This window comes from Collimonas silvisoli (genome assembly GCF_018305005.1).
In the GTDB taxonomy this organism is placed as follows: domain Bacteria; phylum Pseudomonadota; class Gammaproteobacteria; order Burkholderiales; family Burkholderiaceae_D; genus Collimonas; species Collimonas silvisoli.
In genome coordinates this window covers 1-20,424 of sequence record NZ_JAGQEG010000098.1, presented here as the reverse complement: position 1 = coordinate 20,424, position 20,424 = coordinate 1, and the positions used below count along the sequence as shown (strand labels likewise).

General features: G+C 57.7%; 23 protein-coding genes. All 23 read right to left on the bottom strand.

The features are described from left to right. A partial coding sequence (locus KHU33_RS21345) for a S8 family serine peptidase (RefSeq protein WP_230414456.1) occupies positions 1–708 on the bottom strand: 708 nt, incomplete at its 3' end. Between the two features lie 168 nt (positions 709–876). Continuing rightward, positions 877–1,329 (bottom strand): transposase, encoded by a 453-nt coding sequence (locus tag KHU33_RS21340; RefSeq protein WP_211466645.1) that lies wholly within the window; start codon positions 1,327–1,329, stop codon positions 877–879. 40 nt (positions 1,330–1,369) lie between these two features. After that, positions 1,370–1,870 carry a chemotaxis protein CheW gene (locus tag KHU33_RS21335; RefSeq protein WP_211466651.1) on the bottom strand — a complete coding sequence of 167 codons (501 nt, stop codon included), beginning with the start codon at positions 1,868–1,870 and terminating at the stop codon, positions 1,370–1,372. 80 nt (positions 1,871–1,950) lie between these two features. Beyond that, the gene (cheA, locus tag KHU33_RS21330) at positions 1,951–3,990 is read right to left on the bottom strand and encodes a chemotaxis protein CheA (RefSeq protein ID WP_211466643.1); all 2,040 of its coding nucleotides are present in this window, start codon (positions 3,988–3,990) and stop codon (positions 1,951–1,953) included. Positions 3,991–4,048: 58 nt separating this feature from the next. Continuing rightward, positions 4,049–4,423 carry a response regulator gene (locus KHU33_RS21325; protein ID WP_211466641.1) on the bottom strand — a complete coding sequence of 125 codons (375 nt, stop codon included), beginning with the start codon at positions 4,421–4,423 and terminating at the stop codon, positions 4,049–4,051. A gap of 13 nt (positions 4,424–4,436) precedes the next feature. Beyond that, positions 4,437–5,369 carry a flagellar motor protein MotB gene (gene motB / locus KHU33_RS21320; protein WP_211466639.1) on the bottom strand — a complete coding sequence of 311 codons (933 nt, stop codon included), beginning with the start codon at positions 5,367–5,369 and terminating at the stop codon, positions 4,437–4,439. Positions 5,370–5,405: 36 nt separating this feature from the next. Beyond that, positions 5,406–6,266 carry a flagellar motor stator protein MotA gene (gene motA / locus KHU33_RS21315; RefSeq protein WP_211466637.1) on the bottom strand — a complete coding sequence of 287 codons (861 nt, stop codon included), beginning with the start codon at positions 6,264–6,266 and terminating at the stop codon, positions 5,406–5,408. Between the two features lie 24 nt (positions 6,267–6,290). After that, the gene (gene flhC / locus KHU33_RS21310) at positions 6,291–6,899 is read right to left on the bottom strand and encodes a flagellar transcriptional regulator FlhC (RefSeq protein WP_329956101.1); all 609 of its coding nucleotides are present in this window, start codon (positions 6,897–6,899) and stop codon (positions 6,291–6,293) included. A 51-nt stretch (positions 6,900–6,950) separates the two neighbouring features. Then, positions 6,951–7,268, bottom strand: a complete 318-nt coding sequence (flhD, locus tag KHU33_RS21305) for a flagellar transcriptional regulator FlhD (RefSeq protein ID WP_211466635.1) — start codon at positions 7,266–7,268, stop codon at positions 6,951–6,953. A gap of 247 nt (positions 7,269–7,515) precedes the next feature. Then, positions 7,516–8,202, bottom strand: a complete 687-nt coding sequence (locus tag KHU33_RS21300; RefSeq protein WP_211466633.1) for an Hpt domain-containing response regulator — start codon at positions 8,200–8,202, stop codon at positions 7,516–7,518. Positions 8,203–8,294: 92 nt separating this feature from the next. Further along, positions 8,295–9,929, bottom strand: a complete 1,635-nt coding sequence (locus KHU33_RS21295; RefSeq protein WP_211466631.1) for a sensor histidine kinase — start codon at positions 9,927–9,929, stop codon at positions 8,295–8,297. A 229-nt stretch (positions 9,930–10,158) separates the two neighbouring features. Further along, the gene (locus KHU33_RS21290) at positions 10,159–11,832 is read right to left on the bottom strand and encodes a methyl-accepting chemotaxis protein (RefSeq protein ID WP_211466629.1); all 1,674 of its coding nucleotides are present in this window, start codon (positions 11,830–11,832) and stop codon (positions 10,159–10,161) included. 80 nt (positions 11,833–11,912) lie between these two features. After that, positions 11,913–12,398: a chemotaxis protein CheW gene (locus tag KHU33_RS21285; protein WP_211466649.1), complete on the bottom strand. Its 486-nt coding sequence runs from the start codon at positions 12,396–12,398 to the stop codon at positions 11,913–11,915. A 232-nt stretch (positions 12,399–12,630) separates the two neighbouring features. Continuing rightward, complete coding sequence (locus tag KHU33_RS21280) at positions 12,631–13,278, bottom strand: response regulator (protein WP_211466627.1); 648 nt, start codon at positions 13,276–13,278, stop codon at positions 12,631–12,633. A 175-nt stretch (positions 13,279–13,453) separates the two neighbouring features. After that, the gene (locus KHU33_RS21275; RefSeq protein WP_230414454.1) at positions 13,454–13,723 is read right to left on the bottom strand and encodes an EscU/YscU/HrcU family type III secretion system export apparatus switch protein; all 270 of its coding nucleotides are present in this window, start codon (positions 13,721–13,723) and stop codon (positions 13,454–13,456) included. A 119-nt stretch (positions 13,724–13,842) separates the two neighbouring features. Next, entirely contained in the window at positions 13,843–14,853 is a 1,011-nt protein-coding gene (fliK, locus tag KHU33_RS21270) for a flagellar hook-length control protein FliK (RefSeq protein WP_211466623.1), read from the bottom strand. Positions 14,854–14,877: 24 nt separating this feature from the next. Then, complete coding sequence (locus tag KHU33_RS21265) at positions 14,878–15,204, bottom strand: flagellar protein FliT (RefSeq protein WP_211466621.1); 327 nt, start codon at positions 15,202–15,204, stop codon at positions 14,878–14,880. Between the two features lies 1 nt (position 15,205). Beyond that, positions 15,206–15,682, bottom strand: coding sequence for a flagellar export chaperone FliS (gene fliS / locus KHU33_RS21260; protein WP_211466619.1), 477 nt, complete (start codon positions 15,680–15,682; stop codon positions 15,206–15,208). Positions 15,683–15,693: 11 nt separating this feature from the next. Further along, positions 15,694–17,166, bottom strand: a complete 1,473-nt coding sequence (gene fliD, locus KHU33_RS21255) for a flagellar filament capping protein FliD (RefSeq protein WP_211466617.1) — start codon at positions 17,164–17,166, stop codon at positions 15,694–15,696. An 88-nt stretch (positions 17,167–17,254) separates the two neighbouring features. Further along, positions 17,255–17,674, bottom strand: a complete 420-nt coding sequence (locus tag KHU33_RS21250) for a flagellar protein FlaG (RefSeq protein WP_211466615.1) — start codon at positions 17,672–17,674, stop codon at positions 17,255–17,257. Positions 17,675–17,871: 197 nt separating this feature from the next. Next, positions 17,872–18,960: a FliC/FljB family flagellin gene (locus tag KHU33_RS21245; protein ID WP_211466613.1), complete on the bottom strand. Its 1,089-nt coding sequence runs from the start codon at positions 18,958–18,960 to the stop codon at positions 17,872–17,874. Positions 18,961–19,156: 196 nt separating this feature from the next. After that, on the bottom strand, positions 19,157–19,852 hold the full coding sequence (locus KHU33_RS21240; RefSeq protein WP_211466611.1) for a flagellar brake protein: 696 nt from the start codon (positions 19,850–19,852) through the stop codon (positions 19,157–19,159). A 9-nt stretch (positions 19,853–19,861) separates the two neighbouring features. Then, on the bottom strand, positions 19,862–20,179 hold the full coding sequence (gene fliE, locus KHU33_RS21235; protein ID WP_211466609.1) for a flagellar hook-basal body complex protein FliE: 318 nt from the start codon (positions 20,177–20,179) through the stop codon (positions 19,862–19,864). Between the last annotated feature and the right edge of the window lie 245 nt (positions 20,180–20,424).

Here is a 20,424-nt window from a genome sequence, read left to right as displayed (position 1 = left end):
AAACAGATTCGGCAGGCTGGCGTTCAGATTCGGTTGCGCCGCACCGTCATTGCCGGTGGACCAGATAAACAAACTTTGCTGAGCCACATAGGGCTGGTACAAGGCGTGCAAGGCAAGCGTCTGTCCGACCGAGGCGCCGACGGCGCTGATGCCGTTGGATTGATTGAAAATCCGCACGCCCTTGGCGTACAGATCCTGGTACATCTGGTTATTGAACAGCAGGCCGTTGCCGGTAGTGCCGGACGCTGCCGCCTGCACGAACACGCCGGGGGCGACGCCCAGGGTATTGCCGGCCAATATCTCCGTCACTTCCGTGCCGTGCATATTGCCGTTGGCGCCGCCGGGGCTGTAGACCGTCTTGCTGATGCGTCCGGCGAATTGGGGATCGCTGACATCGAAATCGGTATCGACCACGCCGACCGTGACGCCCGCTCCGGTCAAGCCCAGCGCACGGGCAGCCTTGGCATTGCTCGGATCAAGTACGTTCAACATCGGCGGCGGCGTCACTATCGGCGCAGGGGTTGCCGCATTGCCGCTACTGTTATCCGGTATGGGAGTTGTAACGGGTGGTGTGGTTGGCACCGCGGGCGCCGGCGTGCTGGCGTTGCTGCTGCCGCCGCCACCGCCCCCGCCGCACCCTGAGATCATGACCGACACGGCCATTGCGATCATCGATAACGAATATCGAGCAGACAGTTCCTTGTTCATGACATCCTCAGAATATTTGCTTCTATCATTGGCCTGACAGGCCATCCGTTTACTGTATTAACGGACGTCGCCGGGCTTTCTTGAACAGCAAATTACGAGTTTGTCGGGAGCTGCGTCCTTACATTTTTATTCCAGAAAAAGCGGTTTCCAACAGCTGAAAAACAGCTGCTAAACCGCGATACCCCGCATCACCAGACCGACCCAATGCGAAGTGGATTCATCCACGCCGGATGATCTTTTTCCGACACCGTCGCCCTTGCCCAGGGATGAGTTGTAAACCAGCTTCTTCGCGCGTCGCGCCAGCCTCTGCTTGATGCGTCCGGTTTGCTGATCGCCGTACGCAACGATCTCGTGGAACATGGATTTCAGCAACGGATCGTCGTACATCTCTTGTTCCAGCTGACGCCAGATGTCGCACTCGTTCCAGCGCCGGAAGCGCATATAGGTGGTATTCCATTTGCCAAACTCGGCAGGCAGGTCGCGCCATATGGATTTATTGTCGATGATCCAAAGCACCGCATCGATAAACAAGCGATTATCCCGGCCCTTGGCGCCAGGATCGCCCTGTTTGCCGATCAATAAAGGTTCCAGTTTTTGCCATTGACTATCTCGAATTTTCATCTTTAAAGTCCTGTCTTCATTTGTCTATGCCGTCACTGCGTCAGACCAGTTCGGCGGTGTCAAACAAAGCCATGTCTGCGCTGCACATGAGCTTTTCTATATCGATCAAAATCAGCATGCGTTGTTCCACCGTACCCAGGCCGCTGAGATACTCGGCGGATAAGGCGGCGCCGAACTCAGGCGGCGGCTTGATTTCGTCGCGGCCCAAAGTAAGCACATCGGATACGCCGTCAACCAATATGCCGACCACGCGCTCAGCGATATTCAAGATGATCACGACCGTCTGATGGTTGTATTGGATATTTTCGAGGCGGAACTTGATACGCAGATCGACGATGGGGACGATGATGCCGCGCAGATTGGTCACGCCTTTGATGAATTCCGGCGCGTGAGCAATCCGGGTCACGGCTTCATAATCGCGGATTTCCTGCACTTTCAGAATATCGATGCCATATTCTTCGCTGCCCAGCGTGAACACCAGGAATTTCTGTCCCTCGGACTCATCCTGGCCTGCCAGAGTTTTATTGTGATCGTTGACCATTCCATTCTCTCTCTTCATCAAGATTTCTTACGCTGCATATGCTACAAATGCCACGCATGTCACGTGGGCCACGCGGCACGTCAGGCTGCCGCCAGCAGCGGCGCCTTCTCGCGGTTGGCGCGCTGCAACGCTGCCACATCCACGATCAGGGCAACGCTGCCGTCGCCAAGGATAGTGGCGGCGGAAATGCCCGGGACTTTGCGATAATTGGTTTCCAGATTTTTCACCACCACCTGGTGCTGGCCGACCAGTTGATCTACCAGCAAAGCGAAGCGTTTGCCTTCGCCGTGCAAAATCACTACGATGCCTTGGGTCGGATCGGTACGCGCATCGGCGACGCTGAATACGCGATGCAATTCGGTCAGCGGCAGATATTCGCCACGCACATGCAGAACCTGCTCTTCATTGCTCACCGAGTGAATATCTTCGGCGCGCGGCTGCAAGGATTCGATCACATAATTCAAAGGCAGGATGTAGACTTCATTGCCGACCTTGACCGACATGCCGTCCAGAATCGCCAGCGTCAACGGCAATACAATCTTGGTGGTAGTGCCATTGCCTTGACGGGAAACAATCTCGACATGGCCGCCCATTTCCTGGATATTGCGCTTGACCACATCCATGCCGACGCCGCGCCCGGAGACATCGGTGATTTTTTCGGCGGTGGAAAAACCGGGAGCAAAAATCAATTGCCAGACTTCGTCGTCGCTGATCGTGTCGCTGATCGCCATTCCTTGCTGAATCGCTTTTGCCAGAATTTTTTCCCGATTCAAACCGGCGCCGTCGTCGCTCACTTCAATCACGATATTGCCGCCCTGATGCTGCGCCGACAACAGCAGCTGGCCGACCGGATCTTTGCCGGCGGCGATGCGCTGCTCCGATTTTTCAATGCCATGGTCAAGACTGTTACGCACCAGATGCGTCAAAGGATCGATGATGCGTTCAATCAGACTCTTGTCCAGTTCCGTGGCTTTGCCGAAAGTCACCAATTGCACCTGCTTGCCGAGCTTGTCGGTCAGATCCCTGACCAGGCGCGGGAAGCGGCTGAATACATAGTCCATCTGCATCATGCGGATCGACATCACCGATTCCTGCAAGTCGCGTGCATTGCGCTCAAGTTGCCCCATGCCGTTCAACAAGCGCTCATGCAACACCGGATCCAGCGTTGCCGCGGTCTGCGCCAGCATCGACTGGGTGATCACCAGCTCGCCCACCAGGTTGATGATCTGGTCGACTTTTTCCACATCGACCCGGATCGAGCTGGACTCTTTGGCAGCCGCTGGCGCCACCGGATTAGCAGCGGTCGCGGCAGCCTTTGGCGGTGCTGACGCAGCCGCAATTGCGATGACCTTTGCCGGTTCTGGCTCTGCTGCTGCGATTGGAACCGGTTCGACCGGTTCGGCTGCCGGCTGCGCCGATGCCGCCTCCTGCGCGATATCGATCTGATCGATGTCGATGATGAAGCAGCACACGGCGATGATGTCGTCTGCCTTGCAACTGGTCTCCAGCCACAAGGTCAAGCTATCCTCGGTTTGCGTCTGCGCCACCACCTCTCCCAGATTCTCCAGCTCCGCGCTCAGCAGCTTGCCGTCGCTCTCTGAGATCCGGGAAAATCGCACGCGTAGCTGGACGCCGTCCGTGGCGGCCGCGGACGCGGGCGCAGCAGCCGCCGGTGCAGCGCTGGCGACCGGCGCTGGCGCCAGCGCAGGTACTGCAGCCGCATTGCCGCCGGCACTTTCTTCCTGTGCCAGTTGTTGCAATACCGCGCAAATCCGCGCGACCATTTCAGGATCAGGTTCTGCACCGGCCCGATAAGCACTTATCTGTTCTTGTAGCACGTCTTTGGTTTCCAAAAATGCGTCGATCATTTCCTTGCGCAGTCGTATTTCCTGATGACGGGCACGGTCCAGTAAATTTTCCAGAAGATGGGTAGTGTCGGTCAGCGCAACGAAGCCAAAGGTGGCGGCGCCGCCCTTGATCGAATGCGCAGCGCGAAATATGGCGTTCAGATGTTCGCTGTCGGGCGCATCCATATCCAGCCCCAGCAGCAACTGTTCCATTTCGGCCAGAAGTTCATCCGCTTCTTCAAAGAAGGTCTGGTAAAACTCGGTAATATCCATATCGTTTGTGATCTCCTTACTGCGGTTTCTGATGGTCTGGCTGATTTCTGGCTGATTGCTACTCGGTACCCAGCAGGCTGGCGACCACTTCCAGCAAGGTTGCAGGCTCTATCGGTTTTCTCAGCCAGCCGCTGGCGCCTGCTGTACGCGCATCGGCTTTTTCGGCATCGCTGGTCTCGGTGGTCAGCACCAGGATCGGCGTCTCGGCATGATTTTCCAACTGCCGCAATTCACGAATCAGCTGGTGACCGCCCATGGTCGGCATGTTCCAATCGGTCAGCACCAGCTCGATCGCCGCTTCGCGCGCATGCTGCATCGCCTGCCTGCCGTCTGCCGCCAGCAGAACCCGATACGCGTCATCAGCCAGGGTTGCGGCAATCAGCTTGCGCATGACCGCCGAGTCGTCCACCACCAGTATTGTTCTAGTCGTCATATAGGTAAGGCGCTCATGGCTTTTCAGAGTGTGTAGCAGCGTTTGCCGGCGGCTTGGGCGCTTCTTTCCGCAGCTGGCTGGCGCTGTCCTTCTGTGCATCCAGCTTGATGCCGGCGTTGCTGCCGCTGGCGTTTTCCTGTTCTATCTGGGCCTGCGCGCGCCGATTCAGCACGACAATGCTGATGCGTCGATTGACCGGATCCAGCGGATCTTCCTTGTTCAAATCCATGGTCGAAGCCACGCCAATCACACGCAGCACCTTTTGCTCGGTCATGCCGCCGCCGATCAGTTCGCGCCGCGATGCGTTGGCGCGGTCGGCCGACAATTCCCAGTTGCTGTAATACTTTGACGCGAGTACGTAGGGCGTGGCGTCGGTGTGTCCGGCCAGGGTGATTTTGTTAGGCAGTTCATTGAGCACCGGCCCGATCTCGCGCAAGATGGCGCTCATATATGGCTGCACCTTGGCGCTGGAAAGATCGAACATCGGCCGGTTGCGGTTATCGACGATTTGAATCCGCAAGCCTTGGCTGGTGATATCGATCAGCAGTTGCGGCCGGAACTGCTTGAGCACCGGATTGGCGTCGATCACCTGTTCCAGACGGCGCTTCAGGGATCGCAGCCGCTCGCTATCGGCGGCGTCTGGATTGCTGCGCTTATCTTCGCCGTCCACCTGGGTGAAATCGGTGCCGCCGCCCGGAATCACGCTGCTGCTGGTGCTGGTTTTTGCACCGCCGCTGATGGCAGCCCTAAGCGGCATGTTGAAATACTCGGCAATCCCTTCCTTTTGCTTGGGCGAGGAAATCGACAGCAGCCACATCACCAGGAAGAAAGCCATCATCGCCGTCATGAAATCGGCGTAGGCGATTTTCCAGCTGCCGCCATGCGCCTGATGCTTGGCGGCAGTTACCCGCTTGACGACGATGCGCTGTTTATTGGTCTTGCTCATGCGGTCTCCGTCCTGAGTCCGACAGAGCCTGCAGAACTAGCGGCTCTTGACTTGGCGCACATGATCATCCAGTTCCGTGAACGAAGGGCGTTCGGTGGAATACAGCACCTTGCGGCCGAATTCGACCGCCAGCTGCGGCGCATAACCGTTCAGGCTGGCCAGCAAAGTGACCTTGATGCATTGATACACTTTTACCGATTCCGCCACCTGATGCTCAATCAGCGTTGCCAGCGGCGACACAAAGCCGTAGGCCAGCAAGATCCCCAGGAAAGTGCCGACCATCGCATGCGCAATCAGTTCGCCCATTTCCGATGGCGGCAAGTTGGCCGAGGCGAGCGCATGCACCACCCCCATGACTGCCGCCACGATGCCGAACGCAGGCAAGGCGTCGCCAACCTTGGCCAGACTGTGCGCCGGCACTTCAGCCTCATGCTTATAGGTTTCTATTTCATGGTCCATCAGCGATTCGATTTCAAAGGCGTCCATATTGCCGCTGACAATCAGGCGCAGATAATCGGTCAGGAATTCAATCACACGCGGATCGTGCTGCAGCAGCGGATACTGCGCAAAGATGGGGCTGTTCAGGGGATCGTCGATATCCGATTCGAGCGCCAGCATGCCATCTTTGCGGGCTTTCGCCAGCAGTACATAGAGCAAGGCCATCAACTCCATGTACAACGCCTTATTGTGCTTGGAACTGCGCAGCAGCTTTGGCAATTCCCTGAGGGTGGCCATGATCGCCTTGCCATCGTTGCCGACCACAAAAGCGCCGACCCCGGCGCCGCCGATCATCAACAATTCGATCGGCTGGAACAACACACCGAGATGGCCGCCCATGATGGCGTAACCGCCAAACACAGAAGCTAGGACGACGATATAGCCAACAAAAACTAGCACTTTTGATTCCCCTTGAAATAAACCTTATCGATGCTGCGGCAGTAGCGGCGGCGGCATATAGCCATGACCCGGATCGGGATGCCGATCGGACTCTTGCGCAACATCCACGAAACCCAGCTTGCGTGTCTTGCCGGCGCGCGACGGCGGCCGGCACAAGACGCAGACGAAACCGTTTTGCAGATCATGGGCGTGAGCAACGAAGCGGCCGTTGCAGCGGCTGCAGCTGCTGAGCTGCAGCATGCCGCTGCCGAAGAATCGGGTCAGGGTCCAGGCGCGCGTGAAATCCAGCACCGGCTTGCCGCCTTGCCGCTCGACCTGCTCCAGATACAGCCGGTAACTCTTGACCACCGCAACAATCTGCTGGCCGTCGCCATGCGCCAGCATGAAGCGGTAGATGTTGTAGAACATCGATGAATGGATATTCGACAGCCAGGTCATGAACCAGTCGGTGGAAAACGGCAGCAATCCCTTGGGCGGCGAAATGCCTTTGATTTCCTTGTACAGCTTGATCAGGCGGTCCCGGCTCAAGGAAGTTTCCGCTTCCAGAAACTGCAAGCGTGCGCCGAGTTTGATCAGGTCGATGGCCAGCTGGATTTCCTGGGCTTCCAGGATCACGCTTTTGTTAGTAGCCACGATTGCCGGCCCCCAAGGTAAAAGCAGCTGCGGCAGTCAGAATAGATGACTTCATCGGATGCCCTCCAGCGGTTGTCCCGCCAGCAGGATCGAGGCGTGCGCCTGTTGCAATGCATGGTCTTTGTCGGTATGCGTCAAAGACGAAAGAATCGCGTGATCGTCGAACCGGAAGCGGCACAACAAGAGGCTGGATGCGGCCAGCTTCACCACTTGCGATAAAGAGAGATTACCGAGCAGCTCCGCCAGTTCCCCGCTCAATCCCATACGGAACATGGCTGTCGCTTTATCCTCGCGCAACAGCCGTTGCGCCAGCAGCAGATAAGAAAGATTGACTTCGCTTATCTCGTTTACAAATCCATTACTGTCCATGCTTTCCCCCAGACTGAAACTACTTATGAGTGTTTACGGCAATTGGTTAGCAATCTTTTAGTTTTTGTCTAATTACGCTGCCTCTAGGCAATTATGAAATGTTTCAAATAAGAAATAAGTCGGTAAGGTTCTCAATATGGATGAAATATTTGGCTGAATTGATGTAGGCATTGTTCCTACGTCAGCACCGCATTGCGCGGCAGCCAGGGGGGAGTGAAAAAATACGAAGGAAGAGCGCCAGGCCAGGCTAAGCTTGGTTCGCCTTGAGTCGCAAAGCAAGCCGGTCCAAGGCATGTTGCAGCCGAGCGTAGGCTTCGTGTATAGCCTCCGACGGATTATTTCGGGATTGGTTCTCGATTTCTGCTGCCGACAGTGAAATTTCTTTCTGCTGCAATACCGCGGCGGCGCCGCGCAAGCCATGCGCGATGCTCGCCGTCTCGGCCCACTGCCGGTTTTTAATGCTGAGATCGAGACTGGTCAGTTGCAGATAACCGAATTGCAGCAGCTCGGATAGTAAATCATCAGGCGCGTCGGCCGCCGTCGCCGCCGATTTCCGCGGCAGCACCGGCGCCAGCGTTTGCCGCAGCTGTGCGCGGCTGATGGGCTTGGTCAGAATGGCGGTGCAGTCCAGGCCCTTTGATTCGCGCTGCAGATAGTCGAGCGACATGCCGCTATACAGAATCATCGGGATCGGCGGCAATGCCGATGCATCCGCCTCCCAGCGCCTGACCCGGTGCAGCAGTTCGACACCGGTCATGTCTTCCAGCACATAGTCAGTGATCACCGCAACCGGCCGGGTATGCGCCAGCCACTGCATGGCTTCGGCGCCGGTGGCCACCAGTTCGCTCTGCCAGCCTTCGGCCGCCAGTTGCGCCTGCAGCATGCGACGGTTGATGGGATGATCTTCAACCACAAGAATTAACGCGGAACGCATTTACCACCTCCTAAAGAAGGAGAAGATATCCTGCCACAACATCCTCGTCAGCCAGTGTAGCAAACACGCGATCTGCCACGCAGGCGATGCATTCAACGCGCATTCAAAGGTATGCTCAGATTGACCACGGTGCCGACTCCCACTTCAGAATCGATGCGGATGCTGCCCCGTATCAAATCGGTAAACTCCTTGGCCAGCGACAAGCCCAGGCCCAGGCCGCGGCTACGGCCGGCGCGTACCGATTCGGTCTGATAGAAATATTCGAACAAATGTTTCAGCTCGCCTTTGGCGATGCCGGGGCCGGTATCGAGCACCCGGATCTTGAGCTTGTCCCTGAGCGTGCTCACTTCTATCGAAACGCCGCCGGTCACGGTGAATTTGACGGCGTTGTCGAGCATGTTGTTGAGGATCTGCGACAGCCTGACGCGATCGCACAGGAAATTGCCGGGTAAATCCGGCGCCAGCCGCATCTGGAAACTCAAACCCTTCTTGTCGGCATTGATTTTATGCATGGAGCCGACGTATTCGAAATAAGCCAGGGTGTCGATATTCTCGTGAAATATCACTACCCTGCCGGCTTCAATCCGCGCCAGGTCAAACAAGGTATTCAACAATCCATGCAGATAGATCGCGCTTTGATGAATCAGATCGCCGAACTCGCGGCTCTGCGGATCGCTGCTGGTGTCCCGGACCAGTTCGGAATAACCGTGGACGCCGCTTAAAGGCGTGCGCAATTCATGCACCACCGTAGCCAGAAAGCGTGATTTCCGTTTGTTGGCGTCGCTTGCGCGGCGGCGCATGGCGTCGTATTTGCGCACCACCTGGTACTGACGCTTGATGGTGCGATAGGCCAGGCTGATCAGTAGCAAGATCAGCAAGGTCGGCACGCCGGCGTACATCACATAACCCACCAGCTTGGGATTTTCCTGCCCCGGCAACGGTTCCGGATCGGGTAGTTGCACCGACAGCAGGAGCGGATATGGTTCCAGCTTGCGCGAGATCCATGCATGCTGGTCGTCAGGGATTTTCTGGCCGGCGAAAAGCGGGTTCTTGCTCAGCTCGCTATCGTCCAGTTCCATGAACGTCTCGTCGATCCGGCGCAAGATCATTCCTTCATTTGCCAGCGCTGCGCCGGCGGCGATGCCGTCGCTGCCGACTATCTGCCGCTCGCTGGCGCGAATCCGGTCAAGGCTCGCATACAACGCCGGCAAACGATCTACAGGAAATTCCAGCTCGACTATGCCGGCGAAATCGCCCTTGGCGGAAAAAATGCGGCGCGCCACATGTATCTGCCATTGATCGCTATCGGGTAATTTGCGCGGACGGGCAAACCGCAACGGATCGTCCAGATGGTCGCGATGCGCGATATACAACTCGTTCCCGCTCCAATCGGCAGCCGCCGTTGGCCGGGTCGAGGCGAGCAGGCGTCCGCTCTGGTCCACAATATTCAACTGCGTATACAAGCCGCCGAATATCTTTGTGTAGCGCAGGAGTTCGATTTTTCCGTCAGCCATCTGGTAATCGTCGCGTACCAGTTTCAGCAAACGGTCGCGTTCGTCTATGGAACGCAACAGGCGCTGGGAGAAATCGCGCACCACGATGGTGTGGCTGAGCTGAATGGTTTTGACATCACGTTCGTAGTCGGAACCGATTTGATAGCCGGCGTACAGCCAGACGTAGCCGATGATGAGAATGGCCGTCACCGCGATCGCGTAGACCAGACGCATGAAACGTGATCCGCAGAACATGTTGTCCGCCTTTGAAACGGTTAGCAGGCGGCGCCAGGCAGAGGTAAATCTTTGCATTACGATGAGCATACAATCTATTAAGAACTGCGACAGATATTACCGCCACATTGTTGCCCGCCGGCGACAATTATGTCGTCACCGGCGCAGCTCAGGCATGTTTGCGATTATCTCGCATCGTGCTACTCGGCCGCAGATCAACTTATGCTCGTCAACTTATGCTGGCCAATACAGGCACAGGCCGGCCGCCGGCGGCGCGCTGCTGCTCAGGCTGCTCCGGAAATGCTGTTGCTTCCACAATATCTTGTTTTCCCGGCATGCCCGAATATGCTTGCCCGGCATCCTCCGTCAGACGAAAGATGCTGACTGCCTGCAGCAATTCCCCAGCCTGCTCCTGCAAGCTGTGCGCGGCGGCCGCGGCCTGTTCCACCAACGCGGCATTCTGCTGCGTGGCCTGATCCATTTGCCCTACGGCCTGATTGACTTGTTCTATGCCGCTACTCTGCTGCCCGCTGGCGGCAGCGATTTCGGCCATGATGCCAACCACGCGCCGGATCGAAGCGACGATCTCGTTCATCGCTGCGCCGGCCGCATCAACCTGCCTGCTGCCGGCGTCAACCTTGTCGACCGAACTGCCGATCAACGCCTTGATATCCTTGGCGGCGCCGGCCGAACGCTGCGCCAGATTGCGCACCTCGGCCGCCACTACCGCAAAACCCCGTCCTTGTTCACCGGCCCGGGCCGCTTCGACGGCGGCGTTCAGCGCCAGTATGTTTGTCTGAAAAGCAATGCCGTCGATGACGCCGATGATATCGCTGATCTGGTGCGAACTGTCCTTGATCAAGGCCATGGTCGCGACCACCTCGGACACCATCTGACCGCCGCCCTGCGCCGCTGACGCGGCGTTTTCGGCCAGCTGGTTAGCCTGCCGCGCATTGTCTGCATTTTGCCTGACGGTCGAAGTCAATTGTTCCATCGACGCCGCGGTTTGCTCCAGGCTGGCGGCCTGTTCTTCGGTGCGGCTGGATAAATCCAGATTGCCGGCGGCGATCTGGCGCGAAGCGGTCACAATATTTTCAGTGCCGTTGCGAACCCGGCTGACCGTATCCCGCAACGCAAAAATCATCTCTTTAAAACCCTGTAACAGCTGCCCGGTTTCATCTTTGCTGTTGACTTCGATGCTGGCGCTAAGGTCGCCCCGCGCCACGCGCTGCGCCACGGCGACTGCCGCATGCAGCGGTTTGACAATGCCGCCGGTCAGATGCCAGGCAAACACGGCGCCGAGGAAAATTGCCAGAGCGCCGAATGCGATCAGCAGATTTCTGCCGGAGTGGTAGTTGGCGGCGATATTCAGCGAAGCATTATCGATTTCGCGCCGTTGCGCATCGGTGAACTGCTGCAGCTTGTTCAGATACTCCTTGCGCGCCGGATCAAGTTCCTTCTCTATCATGGCCGCCGCACTTTCCGCACTGCCGTATTGGCGCGTGGTCAGCACGGTGTCTCGCAGCTCGGTGTAAGTAGCGCGCGCCGCGGCGATTTCCGCCAGAGCCTTCCTGCCCTCATCGTTCGATAACGCATGCAGCTTGGTTTGCAAATCCGATGCACGGGCGGATGTCGCGCTCATTTCCGACTGAAAAATCTGCTGGGTTTTGCTGTCGTTGCTGCGCACCACCGCCATCGTCCGCACCGCGTTGAGCGCGACCGCATCCTGCCATTCCGCCGCCAGTCTTTCGCGCACCAGGAATTGCGAGACCATGGTGTCGACTGCCGCGCCGGTTTGCTGCAAGCGCCAGATGCCTATCCCTGTAATCGCCACCACCAGCAATAATATCGCAGCAAATCCGACTGCCAGCCGGCCCCCTATTCTTGTATTTTTGAAATTCATGTCCCCTCCTGTTTCAGCGGCCTCCCGGTCAGGCGGTCAGCTTGCGGCCGACTTGCTTTCAACCAGCTTTCAACTGGTGGTCAATTTGCAGTCAGCTTGTTGATCAGGCCGATTTCATCGCTGGACATCAATTTGTCGATATCCAGCAGAATCAGCATGCGGTCATCGAGCGTGCCCAGACCGATCAGATAATCGGTATTCAATACCGTCCCCATTTCCGGCGCCGGTTTGATCTGCTGGCTGGACAAGGTGATGACATCGGACACACCGTCGACCACCATGCCTACGGTGCGCTGGTCAAGATGGAGAATCACGACCACTGTAAACTGGTCATAGTTGGAGGCGGCCAGTTTGAACTTGATCCGCATGTCGATGATCGGCGTGATGACCCCGCGCAGATTGACCACGCCTTTCAGGAAATCGGGGGCGTTGGCGATCTGGGTGACATTGTCGTAACCGCGCAGTTCCTGCACTTTAAGGATATCGATGCCGTATTCTTCCTTACCCAAGGTAAAGGTCAGGAATTCGTGGCCGGCTACTTCATTTTGAACATTGGAACGGTGCATCTGAGTCGGGGTTTGAGCAGCAGGCGTCATGAACTTGATCCTTGATAAATTGAAATGCACTTGCCGTCGCACCGAATCCTGGAAGTCCGGCTTCACGCAGCACTTTGAATGATTCAATATAAACAGGAGCAAGCGCCATCGATGTGGCGAAAAGGACTTGAAACAGCCCTCTATTCAGGGTTTGGAGATACCGCCCGGCTGCCATCGGGCGCCGAACATATTTTCTCCCGGCTTATTCGAGCAAACCGTGCTCGATGACGTAGCGGGTCAGCTCGGCGTTGGTGCGCACGCCCATTTTCTCGAACACGCGGGAACGATAGACGCTGACGGTCTTCGGGCTGATGGAGAGATTTTTTGCAATTTCGGTGCGGGTCTGGCCCGAGGCGATCATGCGCACCGTCTGGAACTCTCGGTTGGAGAGTTGTTCATGCGGCTTCAAGTCATCTTCTTCAATCACATGATTGGCCAATGATTCCGCCAAGCCCTTGCTGATGTATTTACGGCCGCGCGCAACCACCCGCACCGCTTCCACCAGCTCGTCCGGCGCGCCGTCCTTGGTCAGGTAGGAAGCCGCGCCGGCCTTCAAGGCGCGCACCGCAAATTGTTCCGGGCCGTGGCTGCTCAGCACCATGATGCGCAGCATAGGCTCGCGCTTCTTGAGCAAATGCAGGATCTCGATGCCGTCCTTGCCCGGCATCGAGATATCCAGCAACAGGACGTCGCAAGGCTGTGCTCTCAGGATATCCGTAATCTCGTTGTAATCGCTAGCCTCGCCAACTACGATAATGCCCGCGCTGGCATTCAGAATATGCTGCAGCCCACGCCTGACAATGCGATGATCATCAGCGATCAATACCCGAATCGGTGATGCAACTTTCATATCCATGACTCTTTGAACAACCTCAATCCACCGCCCGAGAACCGAGCATTATCAATCCACGATCAAGCCAGCACAATACGGGAAGAAAACTATACCTACAATATGTACATATTTTATTGCGATGCCGACAAATAATATTAAGCAAACAATATTTATAATCGATATAAAGCAATATTCACTCAGGCGCGGACTGCTCCCGCCCTTCTTCCAACCCATATATCCACGCCAGCAACTCAGCTACCGCCAGATAAAGTTGCGGTGGAATCTGCTGGTCCAGATCGACGTGCATCAACAGATTCACCAGATCGGGCGACGCATGTACATACAAGCCGTGTTCACGCGCCCGTTGCACAATAGCGTCGGCGACCACGCCATAACCTTTTGCCACCACCAGCGGCGGCTGCTCCTTTTGTGCTTGTGATAACGCTACCACGCTTTTACGCATTGAACCCTCAGTTTCCACTGCTGCGCACCTGCTTGCTGCCGCCATCGATCTGACCCGCGCCAATTTGCCGCACAGGCGAAGAATGATTCCCTACGGCAAAGAACATTACTCTAATATAATTATTTGTGTTTGCTGTCATTTTTTTTATCCGATTGCTCCTCGGCCGTCGCCTGTGGCAATTGCACCACTTGCAAATCGCTCAGATGCAAGCCGGCTGCCGAAAATCGCTGCCGCAATTGCTCGCCGTCAGCGCGCATGGAGCTCAGCGTGGCCGCCTCCGCGGCGGCCAGTTCAGCACGCCAGCTATCGCCCGCCAGACTTAAGCGCAATTCGATGCTGCCAAGGCGCGGCAAAGTCATGCTGAGACGGGTGCTCCAGCTGCGCGGGGTCTGCTCCGGGTTGCTCCCCAGGTTACGCTCACGACCGCCCTGCCGGCGCTGCCCTTGCTCTGTCATCTCCCATTCCATGGCGGCGTCCGGCCAGGCTTCGCCGCTCCAGCGAAATTGCGACAGCGCCAATAATTCAAGCTGTTGGCGCACCAACGGGATGGCGTCCGCAGCGATGCTCGCGGTGACGTGGCCAAGGCCAGGGGCAGCGCTTGCCGCAAGATCGGCGGCTGCCGAAGGCAAAGTCAACTTCGCCTGCGGTTCCTGCAGCAGCTGCGCCAGCGAACGCTGGCCGCTGAAAAACTGCAATAGATGGGATTCATAAAACAGGCCGCTGCCGGCAACGCTGCGCGCCAGTGCGGCCGCCAGTTGTTGCGGCTCCGGCGCAGCGGTTGCGGCAGTTGCGGGCCACAAGGGCGCGCTGCCACGTACCGCGTCGCCTTTGGCAGGCGTCGTCCCCAGCAGTTCGCTGATGACGCGCGCAGCCGCGCTCAAGCTGGCGCCGTCAGCAACCGCGGCTGGCGGCCGGGCGCCGCCTGCTGGCGCCAACTGGCCAGGATCGACCCCGAGCTGCCGTTCAACCGCTGCCCTTGAGGGCAAGCGGGTATCGTTGGCAATCGCTTCGAGATCGGTGACGGCGTCCGCGGCATAAATGGCAAGCTGTCCTTTCAAGGGCACCAGATCCGAGCGTTGCGCGGAAGCCGGCGCCAGCAGCTTGTCAATCAGAGGCGTGCCGCCGCTCATGGTGCGTGGCCTGAGTTACGATTACTACTGGCCGTAAGCATGATTGAGATGCTGCTGGCGATGCATATTCCCCAGCAAGCTGCTCAATTGCGCCAGCTCCGGTGTAACGATGTCGCGGATTTCTGCATCGTCGGCCAGGATCCTCTTCAGCAAACTGTGCTTGCGCACCAGTTGCGACGGTTCCAAGGGCGCCGCCAGTTCGATCTCTTTCAAGCGCTCGACGCATGACCGGAACTGCTGTCCCAGCAGCACCAGGCCATCCCAGTCGCCGGCGCGCGCCAGTACCAGCATGCGGCTGGTCAACGGCGCGATCTTTTCGTAGCAGTCCATCACTTCGTGTTGAGGCGTCATCTCATCCCCTTACCGAAAGATCGCCGCCGGCCAAGCTGGAAGACGCCGCATCTTTTTGACCGGCATTGATCTCGCGCCAGGCGGAAGCGATGTTTTCCAGCAGGCGGTCCGCCTCGTCCAGCATAGCCGGATCGTTGTGCAGGTTGGCGAACAACAAGCGCTGATTGATGTAGTCGTAGAGCGCTGCCAGATTGGCTGCCAGCTCGGCGCCGGCGCTGCCTCCGGCTTCGGGGTCCAGGCTGGCCTTAAGGCCGCTGTCGATGATGCTGACCGCCTTCGAAATGGCGTTGCCTTTAGCGACGATATCGCCGCCGCTCATATGATGCCGCGCCATGCTGATGGCGGCCCTGGCGCCTTCGAACAGCATGGTCAGCAACTGCTGCGGCGAAGCGCTCATGACAGCGCTTTCGATACCGACCCGGGCATAGGCGCGGGCGCCTGGATTGCGCGTTGGCGCAGCTGCCGATGATGTGTACATGAAACCTCGTCTTATTTGGAAGTGCCGTTGATTGCCGCGAACTGCTGGGTCAGATAGTTGCTGGTCTGATTCATGCCGGCGATCAGCGAATCGAGATCGGTAAATTGCTTGGTATAACGCGCAATCGTGGTGCTGATCATCGACTGCGTGCTGGTCATCTGCGTCGCCAGCGTTTTCAGCGAACTGTTCAAACCGCTGACCGCCGAGCTCAACGGGCCGCTGCTTGCGGTGAATCCGGCCAGCAAGGTCGACATGGTCGAACCGAAGCCGGTAGTCCCGCTGGCGCTGGAAAACAGGTTTTGCACGCCGCTCAGATTGGTGTTCAGCGCCGTTGTCAGTTTTGTCGAGTCGACCGCCATGGTGCCGTCCGCCTGGAACGTCACGCCGATCTGCGCCAGCATGGTCAACGGCGCGCCGGTGCCGCCGACAAGGGCAGGCTGCGGCGTATTCATGGTGTCGCGGATCCGCATCTGGATGTTGCGCAAGGTCGAATCGCCGGCCAGCGGCGCTTGCTGGTACGAATGGCTTGCCGCATCCGCGCTAAAAGCGGTCAACTGCTTGGTCTGAGTCTGCAAGCTGTTATAAGCGGTGACAAAATTGGTAATCGCAGTTTGTACGCTGGCCGTGTTGTTTTGCAATGACAGCGTGCTGCTGCTGGTGCCCAGCAACGTCATGGTCACGCCTTGCACCGCTTCCTTGACGGTATTGCTGGCGCTGGTGACGGCAATGCCGTTCACCGTCAACTGGGCATTTTTTGCTTCCACCGTCTGCTGCAGATTCTGGGTCCCGGCCGGATCGTTCGCCAGCAGATTCGACAAGGCGGCATCGCCGCTGACCGAAATTTTCATGCTGGATGTGGCGCCGGTCGTATTTGAAGTCAGCACCAGGCGGTTAGGGCTGCTGCTGCCGTCGCTGACAATCGTTGCCGTAACGCCCATGGCCTTGTTGCTATTGATGGCGTCACGAATCCCCGCCATCGAGCTATTGCTGGAGTTGATCGTGATCGAGGCTGCCGCACGGGTGCTGTCGGCGGTGAAAGTAGCGCCGCTATATTTGCCGGTGACAGGGTCCAGCGTACCGCCGGAGACGGTGCCGAATTGCAGCGTGACGGTGCCGGAACCTATGGTCGAAGCCGTGTTGGCAACACCGGGAGTCGCCAGCGATTGCGCTTGCGCCAGCTGGCTGACGTTGATCGAATATGAGCCGCTGGCGGCGGTTGTGCCGGCAGTCGCAGTTAACACGGCGGGCGCGCTTGAGGTCGGCGCGATGCTTTGAAACAGCGTCGGATTGGCGAGCTGGGCAGCCGCGGCCTGCAAGGTGCTCAAGGCGCTTTGCACGGTGCCGTAGGCAGACAGCTTGGCGTTATAGGCAGTCTGCTGATTCGTCAACGCATTCAGCGGTGCATTTTCCGAGACGGTGATGCTGCTGAGCAGCGTGCTCAAAGGCAGTCCGGACGCGGAACCCAGGGAAGTCACTAGAGCCATATCAATTCCTTTTTACTAAATTGCGTTTTTCAGCGCTGACACGATCTGCGCGCGGTCTTTACGCGGTTTCAGGCGGTTTCAGGCGGTTTCAGGCGGTTTTTTCCAGCAGCACGCCTTTGAGCTGGCCCATGACCTTGGCAATCCGCACCACTTCCTCGCTAGGGATTTGCAAGACCACTTTGCCATCCTGTTGATCGACCACTTTTAAAATCACATCTTTATAGCCAGGGTCTATCTGGAATTGCACGCTCACCGCCTTGAGCTGCAACTGATGATTGATGTCATCGATCTGCCTTTGGATCTGCGAGCGGTCAGGCACGGCGGCCGGCTCACTGGCCAACTTACTGGCCAAATTATTGCCGACCGTCGCCGCGCCTCCTTGCCTGACGCCGCCATCGGCGACGGCTGCCTGGGCCGCAGCTTGATTATCGCTACCGGCAGCAACGTTCAGTCCGGCCGAAGCCTCAGCTGCCGGCGCCTTGACTGCAGAAACCGTATCGATCGACATAACACCCTCTTCTGTCATTTCCCTGTCCGCTCAAGTCTGCGCAAGTAAGCACAGGCAAACCTGACTGGGCAAAGCATGTTGAAACAAGCATGTTGCAGCAGTGGGCTGGCCGCACGACCAGCCAACCCACGATTCTGGCAAACCTCCGCCGGCGCTTCAGGCTGCGCCGTGCGGAGTCACTCAGCGTTGATTGACGCTTATTGCAGCAATGTCAAAACGCTTTGTGTCGATTGGTTCGCCTTCGCCAGTACCGAAGTGCCAGCTTGTTGCAGAATCTGCGAACGTGTCATGTTCGACACTTCAGTCGCGTAGTCCGCATCTTGAATACCCGAACGCGAGGACGACAGATTGGTCACTGTGGTGCCCAGGTTGGCGATAGTCGAAGCGAAACGGTTTTGCACCGCACCCAGCGAGCTGCGCAGGCTGTCGACTTGCGACAAAGCGCTGTCCATTGCTGTCAACGGGCTGCCGCTGGCGGCTGTCAACGACTTCGACGAATCGTAAGTGACGGTCGCAGTAGGGTTGGCAGCAGTTGCGCCTTGGGTAGCATCGGCAACGGTCACAGTGGCAGCGTAGAAGTTAGCGCCGTTCTTGACGTAGGTGTTGCCGCGTGTATCAGTAACCAAGTCGGCAACCGTTGCAGTGAAGCCTGCAGCCGGGTCGCGGTTGACAGCAGTGAAGCCGGCCGCAACCACGGCCACCGAAGCGCCGGTGTTGTCTTTACCTGTAGGCGTCAAGGCCGCTGTCGCGCCGGTAGGGCCGGCCAGGTTCAGCGTGTTCAGTTTCAGCGCAGTCGAATCGATCTTTTGCAAGCCGATACCGATGGTCTGGCCATCGTTGGCGCCGACTTGAATATTCAGAGTCTGGTTAGTTGCCAGTACCTTGACGCCGTTGAAGTCGGTTTGCGAAGAAATGCGGTCGACTTCCTTCAGGCGTTGGGTAACTTCATCCTGGATCGATTGCAGATCGCTGGAAGAGTTGGTGCCGCTGGCTGCCTGCACCGCCAATTCACGGATACGTTGCAGGTTGTTGTTGACTTCAGTCAGCGCGCCTTCAGTGGTTTGCGCCAGCGAGATGCCGTCATTGGCGTTACGCGATGCTTGTGTCAGGCCGGTGATGTTGGCTGTGAAACGGTTGGCGATAGCCTGGCCTGCAGCGTCGTCCTTGGCGCTGTTGATGCGCATGCCGGAAGACAGGCGTTGAATCGCCGAGCTCAGCGAAGACGCCGATTTGGTGAGGTTGTTTTGGGCTACCAGTGAAAGAATATTGGTATTGATGACAGACATGGCATGACTCCTGTTGCAATAGTTTATGGGTTCCGGCTAAGCCGCCGTAACGCTGGACTCGCCCCGGGCAGAAACAACAACCAGGATAAGCAAGCCACCGTTATTCAGGTTATCGGCAATTGCCTGGAAAACATTTAGGGCCTGTCATAAATAAAAAAACTGCGAAAAGCAACTGCAAAACAACCGTGCCGCCGACTCAAGCACTCAACAGGCCGCCCAGGCTCTGCCTGGCCTGGTCCAGATCGACGTAATAACAACCGAAATGGTTGATCACGCCATCCGGTCCCTGCACGGCGCGGCTGAACACCACCCGCAAATCCACCAGCAATCTGCCGGAAGACCGGAAATCCAGCACCGCCGCCGGCAACACCGTACCTACCGGCAAGGCTTGCAAGGAGACATAGGCCGAGCGCAAGCCGATGCCGCGCGCACTCAGATCGTGGACGTTGAGCACGAAATCGTTGCCGTCGCGCCGTTTGGCGCGCACCACGCAGGCTTCGGCCGGCTGCATGCCGATGCGAATGAATTTCTGATGCGGAAAATACGCGATGCAGGTCGGCAGCGCCGCTGCCAGCGCGGTCGGCCACGGACTCATGCTGATCTGCGCCACGCTGGTCACGAAGCGCACCCCCGCGCCATCCAGCGCACCGTCAAAACACAGCAAGTCGCCGGGCATGTAAAGCGCTCCGCTGCCGTCGGCGTCGCCGGCGTGGATAAAGATGTCATGCGCCAGCGCCACCGCCACCAGACGGGTAGCGATGCTTTCGCCGCCCACCGCCAGACGCATGGTCATCGGGCTGTTCTGACGCTCCAGCTCGCGCAAGATACTTTCGATATCGGCCGCATCTTGCAACAGATAACTAGCGCCTTGTTCTAAACATGCTTGGTACAAAACTGACTTTCAAGCTGGCATGTTCATGATTTCCTGATAAGCCGCAACCACCTTGTTACGTACCTGCAGCCCCATCTGAAAACCGACATTCGCCTTTTGCAAATCGATCATCACATCATTCAGCGAGACGCCGGGCTTGCCCAGTTCGAATGCTTCTGCCTGGCCAGCCGCATGCTGCTGGCCGTTGCTGATGCGTTCCAGCGATTTTTTCATCTCGTCGGCAAAGCCGCCGCCGGCGATGCCGCTAGTTGCGCTGGCGCCGCCGCCGGCGATTTGCGCCGTCGCCGTCAACTGCTGCAAAACCGATTCAATTGCCGATATCGCCATGTTTCATCCTCTCTTGCCTGGTTGTTCTGAATACTTCTCTGCGTCACCCTTAAACCCGGTTCATGTGCTGCCTGGCCCGGCCTACTAGGGCCTGTTAGCAATTGATTTGTGAGTGCGAACGCGCGGCAGGCGTTGCGTGCCTAGGCGCAGCGACGCGACGTAGCGGTGCTACGGCAAGGAGTTGCAACAACGGCATGCGACGCCTGCAGCCGTTCCCGAAGGGTTCCAACCAAAACGTGCGCTGG

Bases quoted from the DNA above. Each gene is read 5' to 3' on its own strand.
- KHU33_RS21340 (WP_211466645.1), bottom strand. From the start codon at position 1,329: ATGAAAATTCGAGATAGTCAATGGCAAAAACTGGAACCTTTATTGATC.
- KHU33_RS21335 (WP_211466651.1), bottom strand. From the start codon at position 1,870: ATGGTCAACGATCACAATAAAACTCTGGCAGGCCAGGATGAGTCCGAG.
- cheA (WP_211466643.1), bottom strand. From the start codon at position 3,990: ATGGATATTACCGAGTTTTACCAGACCTTCTTTGAAGAAGCGGATGAA.
- KHU33_RS21325 (WP_211466641.1), bottom strand. From the start codon at position 4,423: ATGACGACTAGAACAATACTGGTGGTGGACGACTCGGCGGTCATGCGC.
- motB (WP_211466639.1), bottom strand. From the start codon at position 5,369: ATGAGCAAGACCAATAAACAGCGCATCGTCGTCAAGCGGGTAACTGCC.
- flhD (WP_211466635.1), bottom strand. From the start codon at position 7,268: ATGGACAGTAATGGATTTGTAAACGAGATAAGCGAAGTCAATCTTTCT.
- KHU33_RS21300 (WP_211466633.1), bottom strand. From the start codon at position 8,202: ATGCGTTCCGCGTTAATTCTTGTGGTTGAAGATCATCCCATCAACCGT.
- KHU33_RS21295 (WP_211466631.1), bottom strand. From the start codon at position 9,929: ATGCGTCTGGTCTACGCGATCGCGGTGACGGCCATTCTCATCATCGGC.
- KHU33_RS21290 (WP_211466629.1), bottom strand. From the start codon at position 11,832: ATGAATTTCAAAAATACAAGAATAGGGGGCCGGCTGGCAGTCGGATTT.
- KHU33_RS21285 (WP_211466649.1), bottom strand. From the start codon at position 12,398: ATGCACCGTTCCAATGTTCAAAATGAAGTAGCCGGCCACGAATTCCTG.
- KHU33_RS21280 (WP_211466627.1), bottom strand. From the start codon at position 13,278: ATGAAAGTTGCATCACCGATTCGGGTATTGATCGCTGATGATCATCGC.
- KHU33_RS21275 (WP_230414454.1), bottom strand. From the start codon at position 13,723: ATGCGTAAAAGCGTGGTAGCGTTATCACAAGCACAAAAGGAGCAGCCG.
- fliK (WP_211466623.1), bottom strand. From the start codon at position 14,853: ATGAGCGGCGGCACGCCTCTGATTGACAAGCTGCTGGCGCCGGCTTCC.
- KHU33_RS21265 (WP_211466621.1), bottom strand. From the start codon at position 15,204: ATGACGCCTCAACACGAAGTGATGGACTGCTACGAAAAGATCGCGCCG.
- fliS (WP_211466619.1), bottom strand. From the start codon at position 15,682: ATGTACACATCATCGGCAGCTGCGCCAACGCGCAATCCAGGCGCCCGC.
- fliD (WP_211466617.1), bottom strand. From the start codon at position 17,166: ATGGCTCTAGTGACTTCCCTGGGTTCCGCGTCCGGACTGCCTTTGAGC.
- KHU33_RS21250 (WP_211466615.1), bottom strand. From the start codon at position 17,674: ATGTCGATCGATACGGTTTCTGCAGTCAAGGCGCCGGCAGCTGAGGCT.
- KHU33_RS21245 (WP_211466613.1), bottom strand. From the start codon at position 18,960: ATGTCTGTCATCAATACCAATATTCTTTCACTGGTAGCCCAAAACAAC.
- fliE (WP_211466609.1), bottom strand. From the start codon at position 20,179: ATGGCGATATCGGCAATTGAATCGGTTTTGCAGCAGTTGACGGCGACG.